The organism is Pseudomonas sp. PDM32 (assembly GCF_019219225.1).
Taxonomy (GTDB): domain Bacteria; phylum Pseudomonadota; class Gammaproteobacteria; order Pseudomonadales; family Pseudomonadaceae; genus Aquipseudomonas; species Aquipseudomonas laurylsulfatiphila.
On record NZ_JAHUWE010000009.1, the window covers coordinates 279,850 to 299,265 of the forward strand.

Annotated in this window: 24 protein-coding genes; 7 read left to right on the top strand and 17 right to left on the bottom strand. The window is 61.1% G+C overall.

The window, feature by feature from the left end; translation table 11 throughout:
- Window positions 1–115 precede the first annotated feature (115 nt).
- The gene (locus KW846_RS19025; protein ID WP_218484244.1) at window positions 116–1,015 is read right to left on the bottom strand and encodes a polysaccharide deacetylase family protein; all 900 of its coding nucleotides are present in this window, start codon (window positions 1,013–1,015) and stop codon (window positions 116–118) included.
- 172 nt (window positions 1,016–1,187) lie between these two features.
- Between KW846_RS19025 and KW846_RS19030 the strand changes: the two genes are divergently transcribed.
- Window positions 1,188–1,868, top strand: coding sequence for an SOS response-associated peptidase family protein (locus tag KW846_RS19030; protein ID WP_218484246.1), 681 nt, complete (start codon window positions 1,188–1,190; stop codon window positions 1,866–1,868).
- Between the two features lie 187 nt (window positions 1,869–2,055).
- Here the strand turns inward: KW846_RS19030 and KW846_RS19035 are convergent, their stop codons facing one another.
- From KW846_RS19035 to KW846_RS19045, 3 genes are all read right to left on the bottom strand, one after another.
- A complete protein-coding gene (locus KW846_RS19035; RefSeq protein WP_218484248.1) occupies window positions 2,056–2,202 on the bottom strand; it encodes a hypothetical protein in 147 nt (48 codons plus the stop codon).
- A 65-nt stretch (window positions 2,203–2,267) separates the two neighbouring features.
- Window positions 2,268–2,579: an AzlD domain-containing protein gene (locus KW846_RS19040; RefSeq protein WP_165824817.1), complete on the bottom strand. Its 312-nt coding sequence runs from the start codon at window positions 2,577–2,579 to the stop codon at window positions 2,268–2,270.
- On the bottom strand, window positions 2,579–3,277 hold the full coding sequence (locus tag KW846_RS19045) for an AzlC family ABC transporter permease (protein ID WP_041474903.1): 699 nt from the start codon (window positions 3,275–3,277) through the stop codon (window positions 2,579–2,581). Before KW846_RS19045 ends, KW846_RS19040 begins: the two co-directional genes overlap by 1 nt.
- A 169-nt stretch (window positions 3,278–3,446) precedes the next feature.
- Here KW846_RS19045 and KW846_RS19050 point away from each other — a divergent pair, with 169 nt between their 5' ends.
- The 4 genes from KW846_RS19050 (at window position 3,447) to KW846_RS19065 (ending at window position 6,939) form a co-directional block, all read left to right on the top strand.
- Window positions 3,447–4,382, top strand: coding sequence for a sensor domain-containing diguanylate cyclase (locus KW846_RS19050; protein WP_218484250.1), 936 nt, complete (start codon window positions 3,447–3,449; stop codon window positions 4,380–4,382).
- 286 nt (window positions 4,383–4,668) lie between these two features.
- Window positions 4,669–5,544, top strand: coding sequence for a 4-hydroxy-tetrahydrodipicolinate synthase (gene dapA / locus KW846_RS19055; RefSeq protein WP_218484253.1), 876 nt, complete (start codon window positions 4,669–4,671; stop codon window positions 5,542–5,544).
- A 60-nt stretch (window positions 5,545–5,604) separates the two neighbouring features.
- Entirely contained in the window at window positions 5,605–5,979 is a 375-nt protein-coding gene (locus KW846_RS19060; protein ID WP_218484255.1) for a DUF2784 domain-containing protein, read from the top strand.
- 42 nt (window positions 5,980–6,021) lie between these two features.
- Window positions 6,022–6,939: a LysR family transcriptional regulator gene (locus KW846_RS19065; protein WP_218484257.1), complete on the top strand. Its 918-nt coding sequence runs from the start codon at window positions 6,022–6,024 to the stop codon at window positions 6,937–6,939.
- A 10-nt stretch (window positions 6,940–6,949) separates the two neighbouring features.
- On the opposite strand, the gene KW846_RS19070 is transcribed toward KW846_RS19065, so the two are convergent.
- Together KW846_RS19070 and KW846_RS19075 are read right to left on the bottom strand one after the other, a co-directional pair.
- A complete protein-coding gene (locus KW846_RS19070; protein ID WP_218484259.1) occupies window positions 6,950–8,494 on the bottom strand; it encodes a sensor domain-containing diguanylate cyclase in 1,545 nt (514 codons plus the stop codon).
- 81 nt (window positions 8,495–8,575) lie between these two features.
- Window positions 8,576–9,103: a DUF3087 domain-containing protein gene (locus KW846_RS19075; RefSeq protein ID WP_218484261.1), complete on the bottom strand. Its 528-nt coding sequence runs from the start codon at window positions 9,101–9,103 to the stop codon at window positions 8,576–8,578.
- Between the two features lie 234 nt (window positions 9,104–9,337).
- Here KW846_RS19075 and ppnN point away from each other — a divergent pair, with 234 nt between their 5' ends.
- Together ppnN and KW846_RS19085 are read left to right on the top strand one after the other, a co-directional pair.
- Complete coding sequence (gene ppnN / locus KW846_RS19080; RefSeq protein ID WP_218484263.1) at window positions 9,338–10,711, top strand: nucleotide 5'-monophosphate nucleosidase PpnN; 1,374 nt, start codon at window positions 9,338–9,340, stop codon at window positions 10,709–10,711.
- Between the two features lie 89 nt (window positions 10,712–10,800).
- Window positions 10,801–11,241: an NUDIX hydrolase gene (locus KW846_RS19085; RefSeq protein WP_218484265.1), complete on the top strand. Its 441-nt coding sequence runs from the start codon at window positions 10,801–10,803 to the stop codon at window positions 11,239–11,241.
- 65 nt (window positions 11,242–11,306) lie between these two features.
- On the opposite strand, the gene KW846_RS19090 is transcribed toward KW846_RS19085, so the two are convergent.
- The 11 genes from KW846_RS19090 to KW846_RS19140 form a co-directional block, all read right to left on the bottom strand.
- Window positions 11,307–11,630, bottom strand: a complete 324-nt coding sequence (locus KW846_RS19090) for a DUF6124 family protein (protein ID WP_218484267.1) — start codon at window positions 11,628–11,630, stop codon at window positions 11,307–11,309.
- Window positions 11,631–12,919: 1,289 nt separating this feature from the next.
- Window positions 12,920–13,771, bottom strand: a complete 852-nt coding sequence (locus KW846_RS19095; RefSeq protein WP_218484268.1) for a CsgG/HfaB family protein — start codon at window positions 13,769–13,771, stop codon at window positions 12,920–12,922.
- A gap of 31 nt (window positions 13,772–13,802) precedes the next feature.
- Window positions 13,803–14,243, bottom strand: coding sequence for a curli assembly protein CsgF (locus KW846_RS19100; protein ID WP_218484271.1), 441 nt, complete (start codon window positions 14,241–14,243; stop codon window positions 13,803–13,805).
- Window positions 14,240–14,629 (bottom strand): curli production assembly/transport protein CsgE, encoded by a 390-nt coding sequence (csgE, locus tag KW846_RS19105; RefSeq protein WP_218484273.1) that lies wholly within the window; start codon window positions 14,627–14,629, stop codon window positions 14,240–14,242. Before csgE ends, KW846_RS19100 begins: the two co-directional genes overlap by 4 nt.
- Complete coding sequence (locus KW846_RS19110) at window positions 14,626–15,165, bottom strand: type II secretion system protein (protein WP_116582639.1); 540 nt, start codon at window positions 15,163–15,165, stop codon at window positions 14,626–14,628. The genes csgE and KW846_RS19110 overlap by 4 nt, the downstream gene beginning before the upstream one ends.
- Window positions 15,140–15,514 carry a type II secretion system protein gene (locus KW846_RS19115; RefSeq protein WP_007977246.1) on the bottom strand — a complete coding sequence of 125 codons (375 nt, stop codon included), beginning with the start codon at window positions 15,512–15,514 and terminating at the stop codon, window positions 15,140–15,142. Before KW846_RS19115 ends, KW846_RS19110 begins: the two co-directional genes overlap by 26 nt.
- Before the next feature lie 4 nt (window positions 15,515–15,518).
- Window positions 15,519–15,992, bottom strand: coding sequence for a type II secretion system protein (locus tag KW846_RS19120; protein WP_218484276.1), 474 nt, complete (start codon window positions 15,990–15,992; stop codon window positions 15,519–15,521).
- 2 nt (window positions 15,993–15,994) lie between these two features.
- Window positions 15,995–17,821 carry a secretin N-terminal domain-containing protein gene (locus KW846_RS19125; protein WP_007977242.1) on the bottom strand — a complete coding sequence of 609 codons (1,827 nt, stop codon included), beginning with the start codon at window positions 17,819–17,821 and terminating at the stop codon, window positions 15,995–15,997.
- On the bottom strand, window positions 17,818–18,336 hold the full coding sequence (locus KW846_RS19130; protein ID WP_218484278.1) for a hypothetical protein: 519 nt from the start codon (window positions 18,334–18,336) through the stop codon (window positions 17,818–17,820). Before KW846_RS19130 ends, KW846_RS19125 begins: the two co-directional genes overlap by 4 nt.
- Window positions 18,336–18,884, bottom strand: a complete 549-nt coding sequence (locus KW846_RS19135; protein ID WP_218484279.1) for a type II secretion system protein M — start codon at window positions 18,882–18,884, stop codon at window positions 18,336–18,338. Before KW846_RS19135 ends, KW846_RS19130 begins: the two co-directional genes overlap by 1 nt.
- Window positions 18,871–19,416 (bottom strand): PilN domain-containing protein, encoded by a 546-nt coding sequence (locus KW846_RS19140; RefSeq protein WP_218484281.1) that lies wholly within the window; start codon window positions 19,414–19,416, stop codon window positions 18,871–18,873. The genes KW846_RS19135 and KW846_RS19140 overlap by 14 nt, the downstream gene beginning before the upstream one ends.

Here is a 19,416-nt window from a genome sequence, read left to right on the forward strand (position 1 = left end):
GGTCCCTCGGGCGACAGTCAATTCGATTGGATCCGTTTCAGCATAGTTACACTTTGCCGATTCTGCGCCAGTAAATTGCCGTCAATTTTGTTATACCCCGCGCATTTCCGGCAACTCAGTGGGAATTACCACCCCAGATCCAGTTCCAGAACCCCGGCAACTCGACCGGCTGCGAGCCATCGCGCACGGTTCGCGCCATGGCCGCCCGCTGTAGCGCAGCCTGGTCGTAGTAAAACGGCTTGTCCGCGGTTTTCACGCCGGTCTCCCGGGCGCTGTCGAGCAGAATCTGCAGGTATTCACGGGTATGCCGGGCGGTGTAGCGGTTGAGGTCGTGAAACGTCACCACGACCGGAATCACCCCATCGACCACCGGCAATTCGCCACGAGCGATGCGTTCGCGCACTTCAGACATCGAGCGCAGCATGTGCGACCGGCGCCGGGGGCTGGCGTTGAAACCCCAGATCTTGCCGTCATTGGCGCTCAAGTCCGTGAGCAGCACGTGCAAGCCATGCTGTTGATAAGCGGCGAAGGTGCGTTTGTCGTAGTTCCAGAATGGCGGGCGCAGCAGGGTTGGGGGGGCACCGGTGATCGCCGCGATGTCGGCGCTGCCATCGGTCAGGGCCTGCTCCAGTTCTTGCGGCTCCAGCGAGCGATGATTGGTGTGCCAGGGCGTTGCCGTGTGGAAGCCCAGAATGTGACCTTCGGCGTGTTCGCGCCGCATGATGTCCCGGCCCAATTCGCTGCCACCGGCGCGCGGCGCGCGGGTTTGCACGAAGAACACGGCCTTGATCCCCGGCTGCAGCGGGTTTTGCGCCAGGCTCTCAAGCACCGTGACGGTCGGATTCCACCAGCTCGATGCACTGGGACCGTCATCGAACGTCAGCAGAAAACGGATGGGCGGTTGCGCCTGCAAACGCTGTTCGGTCTGCGGCGTCATTGCAATGGGTGCGGCGATACAGCCCAGCAAACCAACTGCCAGGGCGCACACCGCTAAACACTTGAACCACTGTTTCATCTTTTGCCTTGGGCCAGACCATCACGATTGAAATGCAAGTTGGCAGGAGTCCTTCGCCCGAGACGCCGGGCCGAGGTTGGATAAGGTACACAGGCTTTGGTTCCAACGCTTGCCAAGCCTGTTTCGTCGCCAGCTACTAAACTGAAAAAACGCTCAACCAGAGTGTCAGGCCATGTGCGGACGACTGTCGCAATACCGCGGGATTCACGACTTCGTGGCGGTGCTGAGCATCCCCGACGCGCTGGTCAACCACGTCGGCAACGACCCCCTGGCGTACTATAACGCCGCGCCCACCACGCAACTTGCCCTGCTGCACCTGGAGAACGAGCGGCTGCACGCTGACGCCGTGCGCTGGGGTTGGCGGCCGCACTGGGCAGCGGATCGCACGGAGCCGATCAATGCCCGGGTCGAGAAAGTCGCCCACGGCCCGTACTTCCGGGCCATCTGGCCGCATCGCGCGATCTGCCCGATCGATAACTGGTTTGAATGGGTCGACGCCGGTGACGGCAACAAACAACCCTGGTTGATCCGGCGACGGGACCGGGCACCGGCTTTCTGCGCGGCCATCGGCCAGTACCCCATCGGCGGAGCCCCGCACAGGGAGCACGACGGTTTCGTGATTCTCACGGCGGACAGTGCAGGCGGCCTGCTTGACGTGCATGACCGGCGGCCGGTGGTGTTCTCGCCCGAACTGGCGCGGGAATGGCTGGACCCGGCCACGCCCAAGGAACGCGCCGAGGAAATGGCGTTATCCCAGGGTGAGGTCAGTAACGTATTTGAGTGGTACAAGGTGGACAAGGCCGTCGGCAATGTCAGGAACCAGGGCGCCGCGCTGATCAAGGAAGTCCCATGAATCTGCCGATAACGACAAAGCCCCACTGAATGGAAAGGAAATTGTAGGAGCGAGCTTGCTCGCGATGGTCGTTAACGATAACGCGTGTTTACTGGCTAAACGCGGCGCTCTTGAGCCCATCGTCGGATCGCCGCCCGGAGCAAGCTTGCTCCTACAATGGCGCGGCTTTGTTGTATTCGCGTGCCGGTCAGAACTTGCGGTCAGGCTCTGACAGTTCCTTACCGTCGTCAGGATGCTTCCAGTCCGGCATCGACCGCTTTTGCTGCTCAATCTCTTCTTCCGAAGGCTCATCCTCGTCTTCTTCCGGGTCCGGACGCTTGGGTTCATTGGCCATGTTCACCTCACTTTCTGAAGGGATCGGTCATCCACTTAAAGCTTAGATCAGTTCCCCTGCTCCGCTCAGAGCCACCAGCGCAGCAAAAAGAAAAAGCCCATGCTCAACAGCATGCTGAGCAACGTATTGCGCGTGTAAAGCACCAGCCCCACCGCCACCAGCGAGCTGATCAGATAGGGGTTGTCCCAGTGCAGGTTCAGCTGTTTTTCCGGCATGAACACAATCGGCCCACAGATAGCGGTCAACATGCCTGGTACGGCAAACCCGAGGAATTGCCGGGCATTGCTGCTCAGGCGCACCGGCAGGCGCGGCTCGAGAAAAACGTAGCGGTTGAGGAACACCAACACGCCCATTCCGATAATCACAGCCCAGACCATCATGTGCGTCCACCGTAGAATTTATTGCAGACAAAACCGGCGGTCATCCCCGCCAGCCCCGACAGCACCAGCGCTGAACCCCATTGCCAGTAGCTGAACAGCACCGAACAGAACAGCGACACTGCAACACACACCACGGTCGGCACGTTGCGGACCACCGGGGTGATCAGGGCAATGAAGGTGGCCGCGATGGAAAAATCCAGGCCCAGATGTTCAAGACCCGGAATGCTGCTGCCGAGCACAATGCCCGCCAGGGTGAACAGGTTCCAGGCGATGTAGAACGTCAGGCCCACGCCCAGGGCGTACCAGCGGTTGAATTGCTGCTTGTCGTGCTGGCTGGTCAGGGCGAACAGCTCATCGGTGAGCAAAAAACCCAGGCCCGCACGCCAGCGCCCCGGCAATGGCGAAATCACTGAACGCATGCTCATCCCGTAAAGCAAATGCTGGGAGGTCAGCAACAGCGTGGTGAGCAAGATCGAAAAGATCCCGGCACCGCCCTTGAGCATGCCGATGGCCACCAGTTGCGCCGCACCGGCAAACACAATGCTCGACAGGCCCTGGCCTTGCAGGGGCGTGAGGTTGGCTTCGATGGCCATGGAACCGGCCAGCAAGCCCCAGGGCGCGGTGGCCAGGGACAGCGGCATGATCGCCGCAGCGCCGCGCAAAAATGCACTGCGCGGCATGAGTGAGTTGGGCATGACACTCTACAGACAGGGAAAGACCTGAGACTTTGCCAGCTGTGACGGCCATTGGCTTGAACAATCTTGCTCACTGAGACGTCTGCGTGCCATTCATCGGCTAACCGCTTGATTCGCCTCAGTGATAGCAACATGATGGCCCTGCATTTTTCTTCGAGGCAGGCCCTTCATGAGTTCAGTCGAAACCGACAGCGACGTTTACAAAACCCTGCTTGAGTCGACCAAAGCCATTCCCTGGCGCATCGACTGGAAAACCATGACCTTCAGCTACATCGGGCCACAGATCGAAGAACTGCTGGGCTGGAAGCAGCATAGCTGGGCCTCGGTCAATGACTGGGTCGAGCGCATGCACCCGGATGATCGCGACTACGTGATGAACTTCTGTGTCTCGCAATCGCGAGCCGGTATCGATCACGAGGCCGACTATCGCGCACTGACCGAAAGCGGCGAGTACGTGTGGATCCGCGATGTGGTGCACGTGGTGCGCAAAGACGGCGAAGTCGAGGCGCTGGTGGGGTTCATGTTCGATATCAGCGAGCGCAAGAAAACCGAAGAACACCTGATCCGCCTGCAAAAACAACTGGAAGAATATTCCTTCCAGGACGGCCTGACCGGCATCGCCAACCGCCGCATGTTCGACACCGTGCTGGAGCGCGAGTGGAACACGGCCCAGCGCACCGCGTTGCCGTTATCGGTGATGGTGCTGGATATCGACTACTTCAAGCAGTACAACGACCACTACGGCCACATCAAGGGCGACGAATGCCTGCGCCGCGTCGCGCAAACCTTGTCCCTGGCGGCGAACCGGCCACGGGACTTCATCGCCCGGATCGGCGGTGAAGAGTTCGTCTGGCTGCTGCCGGAAACCGATGCCGAATCCGCCAGACTGGTGGCGCACAAGTGCCTGCACCTGATTCGCCAGCAGCAGATCCCCCATGAATTCTCGAACGTGTCGAAACTGCTGAGTATCAGCCTCGGCGTCGGCACCACCCTGGCATCGATGCACGCGACGGCCCTGGAGTTCGTCGAGCAAGTCGATCATTTGCTCTACAAGGCCAAGCACAATGGCCGAATGCGCGCCGAGTTCGCTGATTTTCGTGATTGACAAAAGGCGCGCCGGCTTTTAAAACTGGGCGCCTCACTCAGGGTGTAAGCAAGTATGTCCGCAACCTTCAACCTCAACACTTCCGTCATTGGCTTGATTGCCAAGGCGCAAGGTTGCGTTGCGCACGCCCTCAAATCGAAGAAACAGTCGCTCATGTGACCGGGGCGCGCTGTCCCGTCAGATGAGCTGACAGGACATTGAGCGCGACGGACCACACTCCCCTTGCTTACTCTCCTTCCATGCCCCTGACGGTGACGAAATCGGTCAACCATCAGGAGAAAAAAGCATGTCAGCGTTTCAGGGTATCTGGGTTCCACTGGTCACCCCCTTCCACAACGGCGCCATCGATTTCGTCGGCTTGCGCCGGCTGGTCAGCCATCTGCTGGAAAAAGGTGTCGACGGCCTCATCGTTTGCGGCACCACCGGCGAGCCGGCGGCGATGGGCAAACACGAGCAACTGGCAGTGCTTGATGCGGTGCTGGAGCGGGTGCCGGCGCAACAGGTGGTCATGGGCCTGGCCGGCAACAACCTGACCGAGTTGTTGCAGTTCCAGAGCGAGATCCTCAAGCGCCCGGTGGCGGGCCTGCTGGTGCCGGCGCCGTATTACATCCGCCCGTCCCAGGCCGGCCTCGAAGGGTTTTTCCGCACGGTCGCCGATGCCTCCAGCGTGCCACTGATTCTCTACGACATCCCCTACCGTACCGGCGTGGCCTTTGAACAGGCGACCCTGCTCAACATCGTCGCCCACGAGCGGATCGTCGCAATCAAGGATTGCGGCGGTAACTTTTCCAACACCCTCGCCTTGCTCGATAGCGGCCATGTCGACGTGCTGTGCGGCGAAGACAACCAGATCTTCAATGCCCTGTGCCTGGGCGCCAAAGGTGCGATTGCCGCGTCGGCGCATGTCCATCCGGACCTGTTCGTGCAGTTGCACCGGCAGATCCGCGACAACCAATTGGCTGAAGGTCGCGCCACGTTTTTCCGATTGCTGCCGCTGATCAACAGCCTGTTCCTGGAGCCCAACCCGGCCCCGGTGAAAACCGCGCTGGCCCTGCAAGGCTTGATCGGAGACGAACTGCGCGCACCGATGCAACGCAGCAGCGAATCGATGACCGAACGTTTGAAAGGCGTGCTCAGGACATTGGATCGCGGCAATCGATAGAGCGCCCGCCACCGGCCCGAGTACCATGGAGCGATTCGATCAGCCTTCAGGGGCACCGACATGCTGTACCGAATCGCCGCCGACGGGCTGATGCTGTTTCACCTGTCGTTCATTGTGTTTGTCGTGTTCGGCGGGCTGCTGGTGCTCAAATGGCGCCACCTGATCTGGTGGCATCCGCCCGCTGCGCTGTGGGGAATGGCGGTGGAGTTCTTCCACCTGCCCTGCCCGCTGACCGACTGGGAAAACCGCATGCGCCAGGGGGCCGGGCAAACCGGCTATGGCGGTGGGTTCATCGAGCATTACATTTGGCCGGTGATTTACCCGGCGGGCCTGACGCCCGGCATTCAGCTGGGTTTGGGCAGCGTGGTGTTGGTGATCAACGTGTTGGTCTATCTTCGATTGATCAGGCAGTGGCGATTGCGGCGGGCAATCTGAGGCTGCGATCTTTTGACCCCTTACCCCTCAAGGATTTTGCACATGCTGTCGACCGAAGACCTGGCGCTGCTCGAAGCGATCCGCGAAACCGGCAGCCTGTCGCGGGCGGCGGCGCACCTGGGCAAGGCGCCGTCGACCTTGTCCTATGCGGCGCGGCAGCTGGAGGAGCGCTTCGACGCGTTGCTGTTCGACCGCCGGCGCTACCGTTTGCAACTGACCCCGGCGGGTGAGTTGCTGGTCAACGAAGCGGCGCGACTGATGCAGGACGTCTCGCGCCTGACCCAACGGGTCCGGCAAGTGGCCAATGGCTGGGAGAGCCGCCTGTGGATTGTCACCGACGAACTGCTGGAGTTCGAAACCCTGATCCCGGTGATCGACGAATTCGATGCGCTGCAATCCGGCGTACCGCTGCGCATCACCCAGGAAGTCCTCAAAGGGGTCTGGGAAGCCCTGCGCGAAGGCCGCGCGGACCTGATCATCGGCGCCACCAATGAGCCTGCGGCGATTCCGTCCTTGCGCTGGATGCAACTGGGGGAAATGGAATGGGTGTTTGCGGTGTCACCCAGACACCCGCTGGCCAAGGCCAAAGGCCCGATTACCCGGGCCATGGTCGCGCAGCACAGGGCCGTGGTGGTGGCCGATTCGTCCAGAGTCAGCGAGGGCAGCACCTACGGCGTCACCGGTGGGCAAGCGGTGCTGGCCGTGCCGACCATGGCCGCGAAAATCCTCGCCCAGTGCCATGCGCTGGGGGTGGGTTGGCTGCCGCGGCACCGGGTTGGCTCACTGCTGAAAAACGGCACGCTGGTTGAAAAGCCGATGGCCGACCCGCGCGAACCGAACATCCTCTACGCCGGCTGGCGTGGCGACCATGACGGTCGCGCCCTCGGCTGGTGGCTGGAGCAGCTTGAAAAACCAGGCCTGGCGACCCGACTGGTTCAGGGAACGGACCGGTTTGCCTGACGCCTGAGCCTCAGTTGGCAATCACACTCATATTGCGCCCACTGGCCTTGGCCACGTACAGCGCCTTGTCCGCCGCACCGATCAGGTCTTCGGAGCGAACCTGGGACGCACCATTGCTGGCACACACGCCAACGCTGACGGTGACGGCGCCTTCCGGGCTGTCGCTGTGGGCAATTTCAGCCTGCAGCACCGCGCGGCGGATTTTCTCCGCCACCAGGAATGCCCCCACGTAGTCGGTGCCGGGCAGCACCACTGCAAACTCCTCGCCACCATAACGGGCGGCCAGATCACCGGGGCGCTTGATGTTGTCGGTGATGATCGCACCGACTTTGCGCAAACACTCATCACCGGCCGGGTGACCGTAGCGGTCATTGAACGGTTTGAAATGATCGACATCGATCATCAGCAGCGCCAGCTCGCTCTGGCTGCGTCGGGCACGGCCCATTTCGGCATCGATGAACGCGTCGAGCTGACGCCGGTTGGCCAGCCCCGTCAGTGCATCCTTGAGGGCCAGGCCTTCGAGGTTGCGATTGACCTCCAGGAGCTTGTCCTGGGTGTCCAGCAACTCGACCTGCACCAGGTTCTGCTGCTTCATCAGCTTGATCAGCCGGAACCCAAGTACCCCGAGAACACTGAGCAACAGCGTGACGATGCCGGCGCTGAGCAGCGTTTCCTTGCGCCAACTGGCCAGCACCTCGTCCTTGTTCAGCGCGGCAAACACGATCAGCGGATAACCCTCGACCCGGCGGTACCCCGTCACCCGCTCGACACCGTCGATGACCGACGTGATCGTGGCCGTGCCCGCATCGCTCTTGGGCAACAACTGGGTGAACAACGGGCTCTTGGCAAGGCTGCTGCCGATATCCGACTCCTTGAAAGGCCGGCGGATGACAATGCTGGCGTTGTCGGCGATCAGGGTGATCACGCCATTGCTGCCCATGTCGATGCTGTCGTAGAGCTGCAGGAAATGAGTGAGGTAAATCGTCGCCAGCGCCACGCCGGCAAAACTGCCGTCGGGATGATTGAGCCGACGCGAAACCGTCAGGATCCACTCGCCGCTCGACCGGCTCTTGATCGACGGCCCGATGTGCGGCCCTCGGCTGGGGTTGTCGCGATGGAAGATGAAGTATTCGCGGTCGGAATTGTTGACGCCGGTTTGGCCGGCGCCATTGGAATTGGCGAGCCATTGGCCATTTTCGTCGAATATGAACAAGCCATGGAGCTGGCTCAGTTCACTGCGCTGGGCATTGAGCAATGCCGGCAGCCGGGATTGATCCACACCGTCGTGTTCCAGGCGATCGACCAACGTGAACAGCAGCGTATCGGCCTGCTTGATCGTTGCCTGCGCTTGCGAAGCCAGGGTCTGCGCCAGGTTGGACATCACCACTTCTTTGTCATGCAGGTGGTACTGGCGTGAACTCCAGGCTTCCCAGATCACGATAGCCACCATCGACAGGCACACCGCCATCAGCAGGGTCACCGCCGAGCGGACCTTGAGCCTTGCCACGGCTGGCCGAAGCATTTCAATTTGATCGTTGATCAATGGATGTCCCATGGTGCTCCCTATGTCGATGACGGACGAACCTTCCTGATCGCCGTTTTTGCTCACTATGCCCGAGCCGGGCTCGCATTGATGTTAGCGCTGCGCCTGCTTTAGCGCCTCCAGCCACGCCGGATCCAGTCGTGTCTGTTCGATTTCGATGCCCTGCGCTTGCATCCGTTCCTTGTGCTGGTCCATTTCGCGGATCAACTGGCCATGGTCACTGGAGTTGCCATCGAGTTGATGCATCTGGTTCAAGCCCAAATGGTAGAAACGCAACAGCTTCATCGCAACCGGATCACCCCGTTCTACGGCCGCCGTTACATGATGCATGACATTTGTGATGCTCATCAGGCTGCGCTTGAGCTGCCAACTGTAGACCGCAGGCGCCATCCACGCCTGGCGCCAGAACACCTTGCGCATCAGCACGACCATCGCCAGCACGGCAACAAACACGCCACCGACATTGAAACGCAGATTGTCGCCCCCGGGCGTGCCGAACAGCGCCACCGCCGCCGTGGACAGCAGCATCGCCAGCGCCAGGAAGATCAGGGCAATGATGACCGTGCTGCGCCGCGTCTGTTGTCGGTAGGTGTCAGCGTTCATCGGCTGGATTTCGAACATTGCGTCGGGTTTCCTGAGCTGAAAGGGTAACAAGGGGTCTGAGGCAAAAAGACAGCGGGCCATTATCCCCTCTGCGGGGGATTTAGCTATGCTGGGGCTCCTTTTCATCTTTTCATCGTCAAGCGGGGGACATGGCGAGACCGCGCAGTTCGTGCCATCTTCTTTCATGAATACACATTATTCGGATGCCATTCGTAGTTGCTGTGTGAATGACATCGTTTTAAGGATCATTGAATGACCCAACGCCAAGTTATCAACGCCTCCGTCAGTCCAAAAGGCAGCCTGGAAACGCTCTCGCAACGGGAAGTCCAGCAATTGAGCGAAGCCGGTTCCGGCAGTACCTACACCCTCTTCCGCCAGTGCGCCCTGGCCATCCTCAACACCGGCGCCCATGTCGACAACGCCAAGACCATTCTGGAAGCCTACAAGGATTTCGAGATTCGCATTCACCAGCAGGACCGCGGCGTACGCCTGGAACTGCTGAACGCCCCGGCCGACGCCTTCGTCGACGGCGAAATGATCGCCAGCACCCGGGAAATGCTGTTCAGCGCCCTGCGTGACATCGTCTACACCGAAAACGAACTCGACAGCCAGCGCATCGACCTGAGCAACTCCCAGGGCATCAGCGACTACGTCTTCCACCTGCTGCGCAATGCCCGCACCCTGCGCCCCGGCGTCGAGCCGAAGATCGTGGTGTGCTGGGGCGGGCACTCGATCAACACCGAAGAATACAAATACACCAAGAAAGTCGGCCACGAACTGGGTCTGCGCAGCCTGGACATCTGCACCGGTTGCGGCCCCGGCGTGATGAAAGGCCCGATGAAAGGCGCGACCATCGCCCACGCCAAGCAACGTATCCACGGCGGCCGCTACCTGGGCCTGACGGAACCCGGCATCATCGCCGCCGAAGCGCCGAACCCGATCGTCAACGAACTGGTGATCCTGCCGGACATCGAAAAACGCCTGGAAGCCTTCGTCCGCGTCGGCCACGGCATCATCATTTTCCCGGGCGGCGCCGGTACGGCCGAAGAGTTCCTGTACCTGCTGGGCATCCTGATGCACCCGGACAACGCAGGCCTGCCCTTCCCGGTCGTCCTCACCGGGCCGAAACATGCCGCACCGTACCTCGAGCAACTGGACGCGTTCGTCGGCGCCACCCTGGGCGACGCCGCCAAGCAGCACTACCAGATCATCATCGATGACCCGGCCGAAGTGGCGCGCCAGATGACCCTGGGCCTCAAGGCGGTCAAGCAGTTCCGCCGCGAGCGCAACGATGCGTTCCACTTCAACTGGCTGCTGAAAATCGACGAAGGCTTCCAGCGCCCGTTCGACCCGACCCACGAAAACATGGCCAACCTGAAACTGAGCCTCGACCTGCCCTCCCACGAACTGGCGGCCAACCTGCGCCGCGCGTTCTCCGGCATCGTCGCCGGCAACGTCAAGGACAAGGGCATCCGCCTGATCGAAGAGCACGGGCCTTACCAGATCCATGGTGACGCGGCGATCATGCAACCGCTGGACCTGCTGCTCAAAGCCTTCGTCGCCCAGCACCGCATGAAACTGCCGGGCGGCGCGGCGTATGTGCCGTGTTATCGGGTAGTGGCTTAACCCTTTCGGTGTAATAACGCCGACGTGAGCTTTACCGTCGCGGACCGCAGTGAAAGCTGCGGTTCGCGGCACTCTATGGAAAGAAAAAAATGCGCCAACGCAATTCCGCCAGACTGCTGGTGATCAATCCCTTGCAACAGGTTCTGCTGTTTCACTTCCAGCACAAAGGCGATGCCCTCGACGGCCAAAGCCACTGGGCGACACCCGGTGGCGGGCTTGAGCCAGGTGAATCCTTTGAGGCGGCGGCGGTTCGTGAACTGTTTGAAGAAACCGGGCTGAATGTCGCAGCCGTGGGAGCCAGCGTTGCAGAGCGCAGTTTTCCGATGATGCTGCCCAGCGGCGAAACGGTATTGTCGGTTGAACGGTACTTTGTGGTTCATACCGACAGTGAACGCCTGTCCCGTGAGGGGTGGACGGCTCACGAAGTTCGGGTAATGGCTGACCATAAGTGGTGGTCCGTAGCCGAACTGCGAGTGACCCGAGAAACAGTGTGGCCGGAGCAGTTGATCGAGATGCTGGAAAGCGCCTGAAGCGTTCCTGCGTACACAAACCCTGTGGCGAGGGGGCAAGCCCCCTCGCCACAAAAGTTCTGCGTTTAGTCCAATGGGGCGACGTTATCCAGTGCGCGGTTGACCGCCAGGTCCGCCAGCATGATCACCTGCTGGATCCCCAGCAACATGCTGCGTTGCGGGCCATCCAGGAATGTTGCGAAATCACTGGCCATGACGCTCGCCGACGCCAGCGATTCACAGGCATGGGCCAACAGGCTTTCGGTGTCGATGTTCGGCGCGATGGTGAACATCGTGCTGGGGTTGTGGGGTGCGTTGTTTTTGAGGATGGCGGGTTTTAGGTGGAGGCCGGATGCACGTTGGGTGGTATCGGCTTCTGATTCGGGGGGATTGGGTGTGGGTTTGACCATGGTGAAGCTCCTTGATTGATGGAGCCGCCACAATTCGCTGCGAAACGAAGAAGGTGGCGGCCATACGCAGGTTCGCAGACCGGGAATCAAGGAACCCGGCAGACCCGAAAGTCTCCCGCGCACAGCCGCCATAACGCAAAACAGTGGGCGAACAAAAGCGCCAACTGCAAGGCAATGGTGGCGCTGAGCGCCTTGATTAACCTGGGCTGCGAAACCCGATCGCTGAATTTGCAACGATCGGGTAACGATAGAGTCAGGGGTCAAGGCCCACAAGCCGGCGGATTCTGGCGTAGTTGTAGGCAACGACGCAAGGCAGTGTAGCTTCACTCCTGGTCCTACAGCCTTCTCTGACATTCACAATTTCTGGCCATTTTGATGGTGTGAGGCAGAGGATTTTCGTTGGCTGTAAGGCCGTCTTCGCGGGCAAGCCCGCTCCCACAGGTGCTGAGTACAGCTCCAAAAAATTGGTCGGCTGTCTGGCCGCCTTCGCGGGCAAGCCCGCTCCCACAGGTACCGAGTACAGCCCCAAGAAATTGGTCGGCTGTCAGGCCGCCTTCGCGGGCAAGCCCGCTCCCACAGATGCCGAGTACAGCCCCAAGAAATTGGTCGGCTGTCAGGCCGTCTTCGCGGGCAAGCCCGCTCCCACAGGTGCTGAGTACAGCTCCAAAAAATTGGTCGGCTGTCTGGCCGCCATCGCTGGCAAGCCAGCGCCTACAGGGATTGGGTATACCTGTGAGAAATTGGTTGTCTGGTAGGCCGCCTTCGCGGGCAAGCCCGCTCCCACAATTTGACCGAGTACATCTGAAAGAAATTGGTCGGCTGTCAGGCCGCCTTCGCGAGCAAGCTCGCTCCCACAGAAGAGCAAAGGCCGAGCAGTCCACACCGCGCCGCTTCTCACCACTCATCAGGCCGAGCGTTAGCTCGCCTACCGCTCTTGATCTTGATCCACCCGCCCCCTCGGCAGGCTGAGTGGAGGTGTTCATCCGGGGAATGGCGCGCAGCGCCGTTCGACGCAGTCGAACTCATTGCATGTAGGTCGAAGCGAAGCCGACCGGAGGGCAATGCCCCCGGATGAATACCGGAGTGAAGGAACCCCGAGCCTCAGCGAGGGGCCGTACGTAAGGGGCGAGACTTTTTGGTTCCTTTTGTGTCGTTTGACAAAAGGGACCCGCTGTAAGAGCGGAACCGTAAGCCGCCGTTACCGCAGCAACGGATATGTACTCAATAACCCAAGAACCTGGTCGGCTCGGAGGCCGCCAAGGTCAAAAGATCGCAGCCTTGGGTAGTTCCTAATCATCCACCTCGTTCTGCGTCAGATACCGCTCCAGCGTCTCATTCTGCACAGGCTGGGAATTGTCCCCCGCCACCTGCCACAACCGCCGCTCGATCCCCTGGGCCAGCAAATGCCCCACCGCCGACTCGATCGCCGACAACACACACAACTGCGCCGGCTCGTTGGTGGTATAGCCAACCTCGGCCTCAAGCAGTTTCTTGAACTCGATGAACTTGAACACCCCGGCACTGCGACCGACCGAATAAATGGTCTTGCTGGTCATCACGTTGGCCAGCACCTGCCCGCTGCGCACGTCCACCGCCCGCAGGTTCACCGTGACCTGATCCACGCGGTACTCACGGGAAATGTCGATGCCCAGGTAGCGAGCCCCTTCCCCGCCACTGCGCACGTTGGTGTCGTAGGCGATGATCCCGCCTTCGAGCATCATGTTTGCCGCCTGCAGCGGCGGCAGCTCACCCAGGATGTTCACCGGGGTATTGGGTTTCTTTTGCGAGGCGCGGATGATCTTGCGCTCGGTCAACAGGTTTTGCAGCCCTTCACGCTCCAGTACCACGAACCAGCCACTGGCCTGCAAGGCGTCCATCAGCATGCTCGCCGCGCCCTGGGTCACGCTGGTGGAAAACGAGCTGGCCGGGGTTGGCTTGTATTGCCCGGTCTGGTCGCGGAAACCGTACACCACCGCCATCAACTTGCCCTTGGGGCGTGGCATGTTCAACAAGTCGTAATAGGTCGAAGCCCTGGGGGTCAGGGTCGGCGTTTCAGTGTCCTGTTCAGCGGACATCGGTTCACGCAGACCACAGCCGCAAAGCACCGCCAACAGCATCCCTAGCAGCATTATTCTTTTCATATCCATAACTCCCCATCGGCCCATATCCCCATCAAGGGGTGGTGGTGATGCCGTTTACCTGGATTTCCGACACTTCACCGGTTGCACGGTCGGTCACGTTGATCGTCAAAGCGCCCGAGTCGTCGATGACGTTGACGATAAAGGCGTCAGTCGACAGGCTCCCGGTGTTGCCCGTGGAGATGTTGTCCAGCAGTTGCCCCAGCAACCGCGATTGCAACTGACTGGTAAACCGCTCCAGTGCCGAAGTGCCGGCTACAGGGGTACGGTTGTTCAGATCGGGATCGTCGTAGTCGTTCTGCGCCTGGGCGTTGTTGAGCAGCCAGGTCCCGTTCAACGGGTTGCCGCCGAACGCCGGGTTGATGGGTGTGTAGACCAGTTCTGTGGCATGGACCAGGCCACCACTTCCCGCCCCGGAAAACCAGAGGCCGAGCAACCACAGTCCCGTACGCTTGCCGAAAGCTGTTTCCTTCATATTTCGTCCCTCTCAAGGTCGGTGGTGTCCTGCAACAAGACTTCCAGCTTGCGCCGCACGATCTCCATGCGGACCTGGTCGGCAGCCTCATAGGCCTCGTCTTTCAACTCCACTGTGTTCGGCGGCAGGAAGCGCCGATAAACCAGCCGTTGCTGAAACTCCACGGTCACCAGGCTGCCCCAGCGCGCCGAAGGTCTTTCACGCACCACCAGGTTGAAATCCATCGGGCTAGTGGCACGCAGGCGTTCACTGAACGAGTAATAAAAGTCATGGCCGATGTGCGAAATCGTGTCGTCGATGATGAACCCCAGCATCTCGTCGTCTTGCGCCGAGGCGAAGCTCGCCACCAGCGTCAGGACCAGTGCCGCGAGCCAGTGCCGGATCAAGGTTGCAATGCCTGAGGTGCGCTGGACTGTGCTTTCGGCTGCCCGCTGGTGTCATCGAGGAAGGCTTTTTCGGCCACGAACTGCCAGTCCTTGTAGCTGGCCATGCCATTGAAGTCCGACCACTGGCTGGGAAAGTTCACCTGCTTGAGCGGCTTCTCCGTGGAGGAGCAGTACACACCGCTGATCCGTCCGTCGACACCGCGTATCACCTCCCATTCGCCCCCCGTCATCGGCTCCGGGTACAACTTGCGGATATGGTGCCTGGCCGACGGGAAGCGCTCATCCTGCAACAGGTCCGCGAGTTCTTTCGGGTACATGGCGACGCCGGGCGAGCTGCGGTAATAGCTGCGCAGCGCCTGGGCATACTGCGTTCCGACCCAGAGCAACTGGTTTTCGCGATCCCGGCGTGAAGCGGTGGCCCACAACTCGCCGGCACTGGCCAGGCCCATGCCCATCACGACAATCAGAAACAGCACACCCAGGTAGGTGAAGCCGTCCTGGCCCGAAGGCTTACCACTCGGAGTAAAGGCTGCCATCACGAGCCCTCCCGGAGGCGCCACTCTTGATATCGGCCACCCCGCCCGCCACGCCTTCCGGTGGCGCGACCATGACCCAGGTGTCCTTGCGCTCGGCAATCGGGTCCAGCGGCTGGTTGCGCAGGTAGCGCAGTTCGACCAGTTGTTCGATAGAGTCGGGATACCGCCCGGTGTCCCCGTAGTAATGATCCAGCGCCTCGCGCATGGCCGACAGGCTCTGGCGCAGGGTGGTCTCTTTAGAGGCTTCCAGGCTGGTGAAGTAGCGTGGCATGGCGATCGTCATCAGGGTCGCGATGATTGCCATGACCACCATCAGTTCCAACAAGGTAAAACCCTTTTGCCGACGCATATGCTCACCACTCCCGATAGGCGATGCCATTGAGCCCCTTGCCGCGAGCCTTGGAGTAAACGTCAAAGACGTCCTGGCCCTCCCGCGGGTTCTCAGCCGAACTGTCATAGGCACGCAGGCCCCAGCCGCCCTCGTCGTCACGCTTGACGGTGGCCAGCGGATCACGGGGGATGCGCCGCAGGAAATAGAACTTGGCCCCCTTGGCGCTGCGCACGTCACGTACACCATCGACCAGCACTTTCAGGTTCGGCGGGTAGCCGTTACTGTCGAGCGTCTTCTCGATGTAACCGGCGTCGAAGGCGCGTTTATAGGCGTCGATGCCATCGCGGATCTGGTACAGCGCGTTCCGCAGTTCCTGCTCTTTGCCCCGACGCACCACCGTCTCGGTCAGCGGTGCGGCCATGCCGGCCAACAGGCCGACCAGGGCAAGCGTCACCACGACTTCGATCAGGGTAAAACCGCGTTGCGGGGCGTTCATGATCATGGCTTCCCGACAGTAACGGTGGTGGCGATCGGTGCGCTCATGGGGCCGGTCTGGACCGTCGTGTTCATCGAACGGTCAGGGGCCTGGATGTGCATGCTGGTTTCGGTGCCGGTCGGGAATTCCATATCCGACGGGCTTTGGTACGGCAGGTTGCGCACGATCCGCGGAGTGATCGACAGCACCAGTTCGGACTTGCTGACATCGTCCTTGTTGCTGCCAAACAGGCGGCCCAGGCCAGGAATGTCGCCAAGGCCAGGGATCTTGTTACCGCTGCTGCCATGGTCGTTGCGCACCAGACCGGCGAGGATCTGGGTTTCGCCATCATGCAGACGCAAGGTGGTCTGGGCGTTGCGGGTATCGACCTGGACTGGAATGGTGCCCTGAGCGGTCGGCGTCAGCGGCGTGGCGTTACTGACTTCCAGCGCGATCTTGATCGCCACTTCGTTGTTCAGGTGCACGATGGGCTGCACTTCAAGCTTCAGACCGACGTCGAGGTAAGTCACGCTTTCGGTGATCACCGGGCCCTGGGTCGAAGGCACCGAGGTGGCGCTGATGATCGGCACGCGCTGACCGATGTGGATGCGCGCCTGTTCGCGGTTGCTCACCCGGATCACCGGGCTGGCCAGGGTGTTGATGTCCTTGTCCTGGGCGTTGATCTTGGCCTGGGGCGCCGGGCTGATGGAAATCCGGCTCGAGTCGATGCCTTTGAGCTGGTCAAGGATGGACACTGGCGAGCCGTCGCTGTTGATCACACCGAAGGTGTTGGGCCATTGCAGGCCGAGGTCGAGAATGCGTTGGCGGGCGACTTCCATCACTTCCACTTCCAGCACCACTTCGGGGTTGGACTGGTCCTGCGACTGCAGGAGTTTTTCCGCCATGCGGATGGCGTCGCCGGTGTCGCGCATGGTCAGGGTATTGAGGCGTTCATCGACGAACACGTCGCGGGTCTTGAGCATGGTCTTGATCATGTTCAATGCGGTGTTGGCATCGATGCTGGTCAGGTAGAAGGTGCGCATCACCAGCTCCTGGTAATCCTTGAGCTTCTGCGGCGAGTCCGGGTAAATCAGCAAGGTGTTTTCATTCACCACTTTCTGGTGCAACTGGTTCTGTTGCAGCAGCAATTCCACGGCGTCTTCGATGCGCACGTCACGTACGAAGATCGTGGCTTTCATGTCCGGGCGCAGGTCCTTGTCGAAGATGAAGTTCAGGCCGGCGACCTGGGACAGCACTTCGAAAATGGTCTTCAGGTTGGCGTCGCGAAACTCCAGGGTCACCGGCCGGTCCAGGCGTGTGCGCAGCTGCGGGTACTGCACCACGTTGCGGCTCTGCACCAGGCGGATGTTGTCTTGCAGCTCCTTGGCGCCCTCGTTGGTCGGGTCCAGTTCGAGGATCTGCTTGACCTGGCGGTCGGCACCGTAGATGTCACCGCGACGCAGGTCGCCACGGGCCAGTTCGAGTTTCTCGTCCATGCTGCGCAGGTAGTCGAGTTGGCGCAGGGAATCCTGGGCTCGACGGTTGTTCGGCTCGATGCCCAGGACCCGGCTGTAGCCCATGCGGGCCCCGGCGAAATTGCGCTGGGCGCGGTCCATGTCGGCCTGGGTCAGCAGTGCCGTCACGGCGCGGGCCCGACCGCTATTGAGCGCGATGTGCAGATCGGTATCGCGAGGATTCTCGCGCAACCCCTGTTCGATGCGAGCCAGGCCGGCTTCGTACTGGCCAGATTCCATCAGGGCGGAAGCTTCTTCCTTGGCGACCTGCGCCGAACTGCATGCAGCCAGCCCTGCGCAGAGACAAAGGCTCATCAGCAAACGGGATTTGTTCATTCCGTACTCCCCACAGACAAAGTCTGAGCTAAATGCAGAGGCAGGTAGACCAGGCTCAGCTCCTCTTTGGAAATGCGCTCGATCCGCCAGGTTTCGTCGATGACATCCCCTTTGCGCACGACGTATATTTTTTCGCCGCTCTGCAAGAACACCTGCAGATCGGAACGGTCATCCAGCCTGCCGACAAACTGGAAGGGCATCGGCGGTGCAGTGGGGACCTGCACCTCTGGCGTCACGACCACCGGCTGCTCAATGACGGTGCCGAGGACCGCCTCCGCTTTCCAGCTGCGGGCGGCGAACAGGTCGCCTGCCGGGCTCAGGTCCTTGATCGGCACGACCGCCGCGGCGCTCGATGCAGCCGCCGCTGCGCCCGGGGCCTTGCCTTTGGCTGGCGTGGCCACGGCGGCCAGCGCAGGGTCGCTGTCGTCAGCCGGTTTGAAGTATTCGGGGAACCAGGCCAGCGCTGCCGCTACACCGAAGAACGCCACCCACCCCACCACTCGCTTGGTATTCATCATGACCTCGACAGGTAAAGGGTCATGCGGATCCGCCCGGTCAGGTCGGTATCGGCGATTTTCTTGCGTTGAAACTCAACATCCTCCAGCACCACCGCCGGCAACTGGCCGAGCAAGGCGTGCAGGAAACGCCGCAGTTGCGGATAGCTGCCACGCACCGGCAGCAGAATCTGATAACGGGCCAGGTGCGTCTTGGGGTCCACGCCCAGGGAATATTCGCCCCGGGACAAGGTGATGCGCTCCTGGGCAGCCAGGGCGTAGATCTTGTCGATGGCCACGGTGGCCTGTGGCTGGGACGGCAACTTGCTGCGGAAATCGTCGAGCTGGCGCTGCGGCACCACCGGTGCAGCCACGGTGCCGTCTTCAACCTTGGCCAGGTACTCGGTGGCTTCGCGGGTCTGCTGGTTGAGGCTTTGCAGCGACTGCCAGTCCGGCAGCAATCCGGCCAGGCCATAGCTCAGCGCCAGCACCAGCATGGCCATCCCTGCCAGCCCCGGAACCCCCAGGCCTTGCAGGTATTCGTGGACGATCAATTTATGGATTTGCATCGCCGATCTCCCAGGTAGCCGACAGGTTGAACTGCACCGGGTGTTCCGGCACGTTGGCGACAATTTCGTGACTCAGCAGCGACACGTCGGACAGCTCGTCGCTGGCTTCGAGGCGACGGTGGAAATCGAGCATGGCGTCCAGGTCCAATGCCTCGGCGCTGATCCGTACCTGGCCTTTGCGAGCGTCCGGGGTCAGGGTCAGCAGGGCAATGTTGTCCCGCGGCATGGCTTCCAGCGTGGCGAACAGACGCTCCCAAGGGCGGCGCAACTGCTGGGAGACCTTGCGCATTTCGGCCAGGTTCTGCGCCTGCTCGCGAGTTTCCGCCGGGGTCAGGCCGGGCTTGCTGCCGCTGTCGCCAGTGAGCACCCGCTGGGTGGTTTGCAGGTGGCCCTGCTGTTGTTCGGCCTCGTTGTTCAGGTGCTGCTGCACCACAAGGCAAGTCAGTGTCAGCACCACGCCACCGGCCAGCAGGCTCCAGCCCAGAGGACCTGCACGGCGGCGCGGCTGAAAGTCGAGCATCAGGGGGCGCAT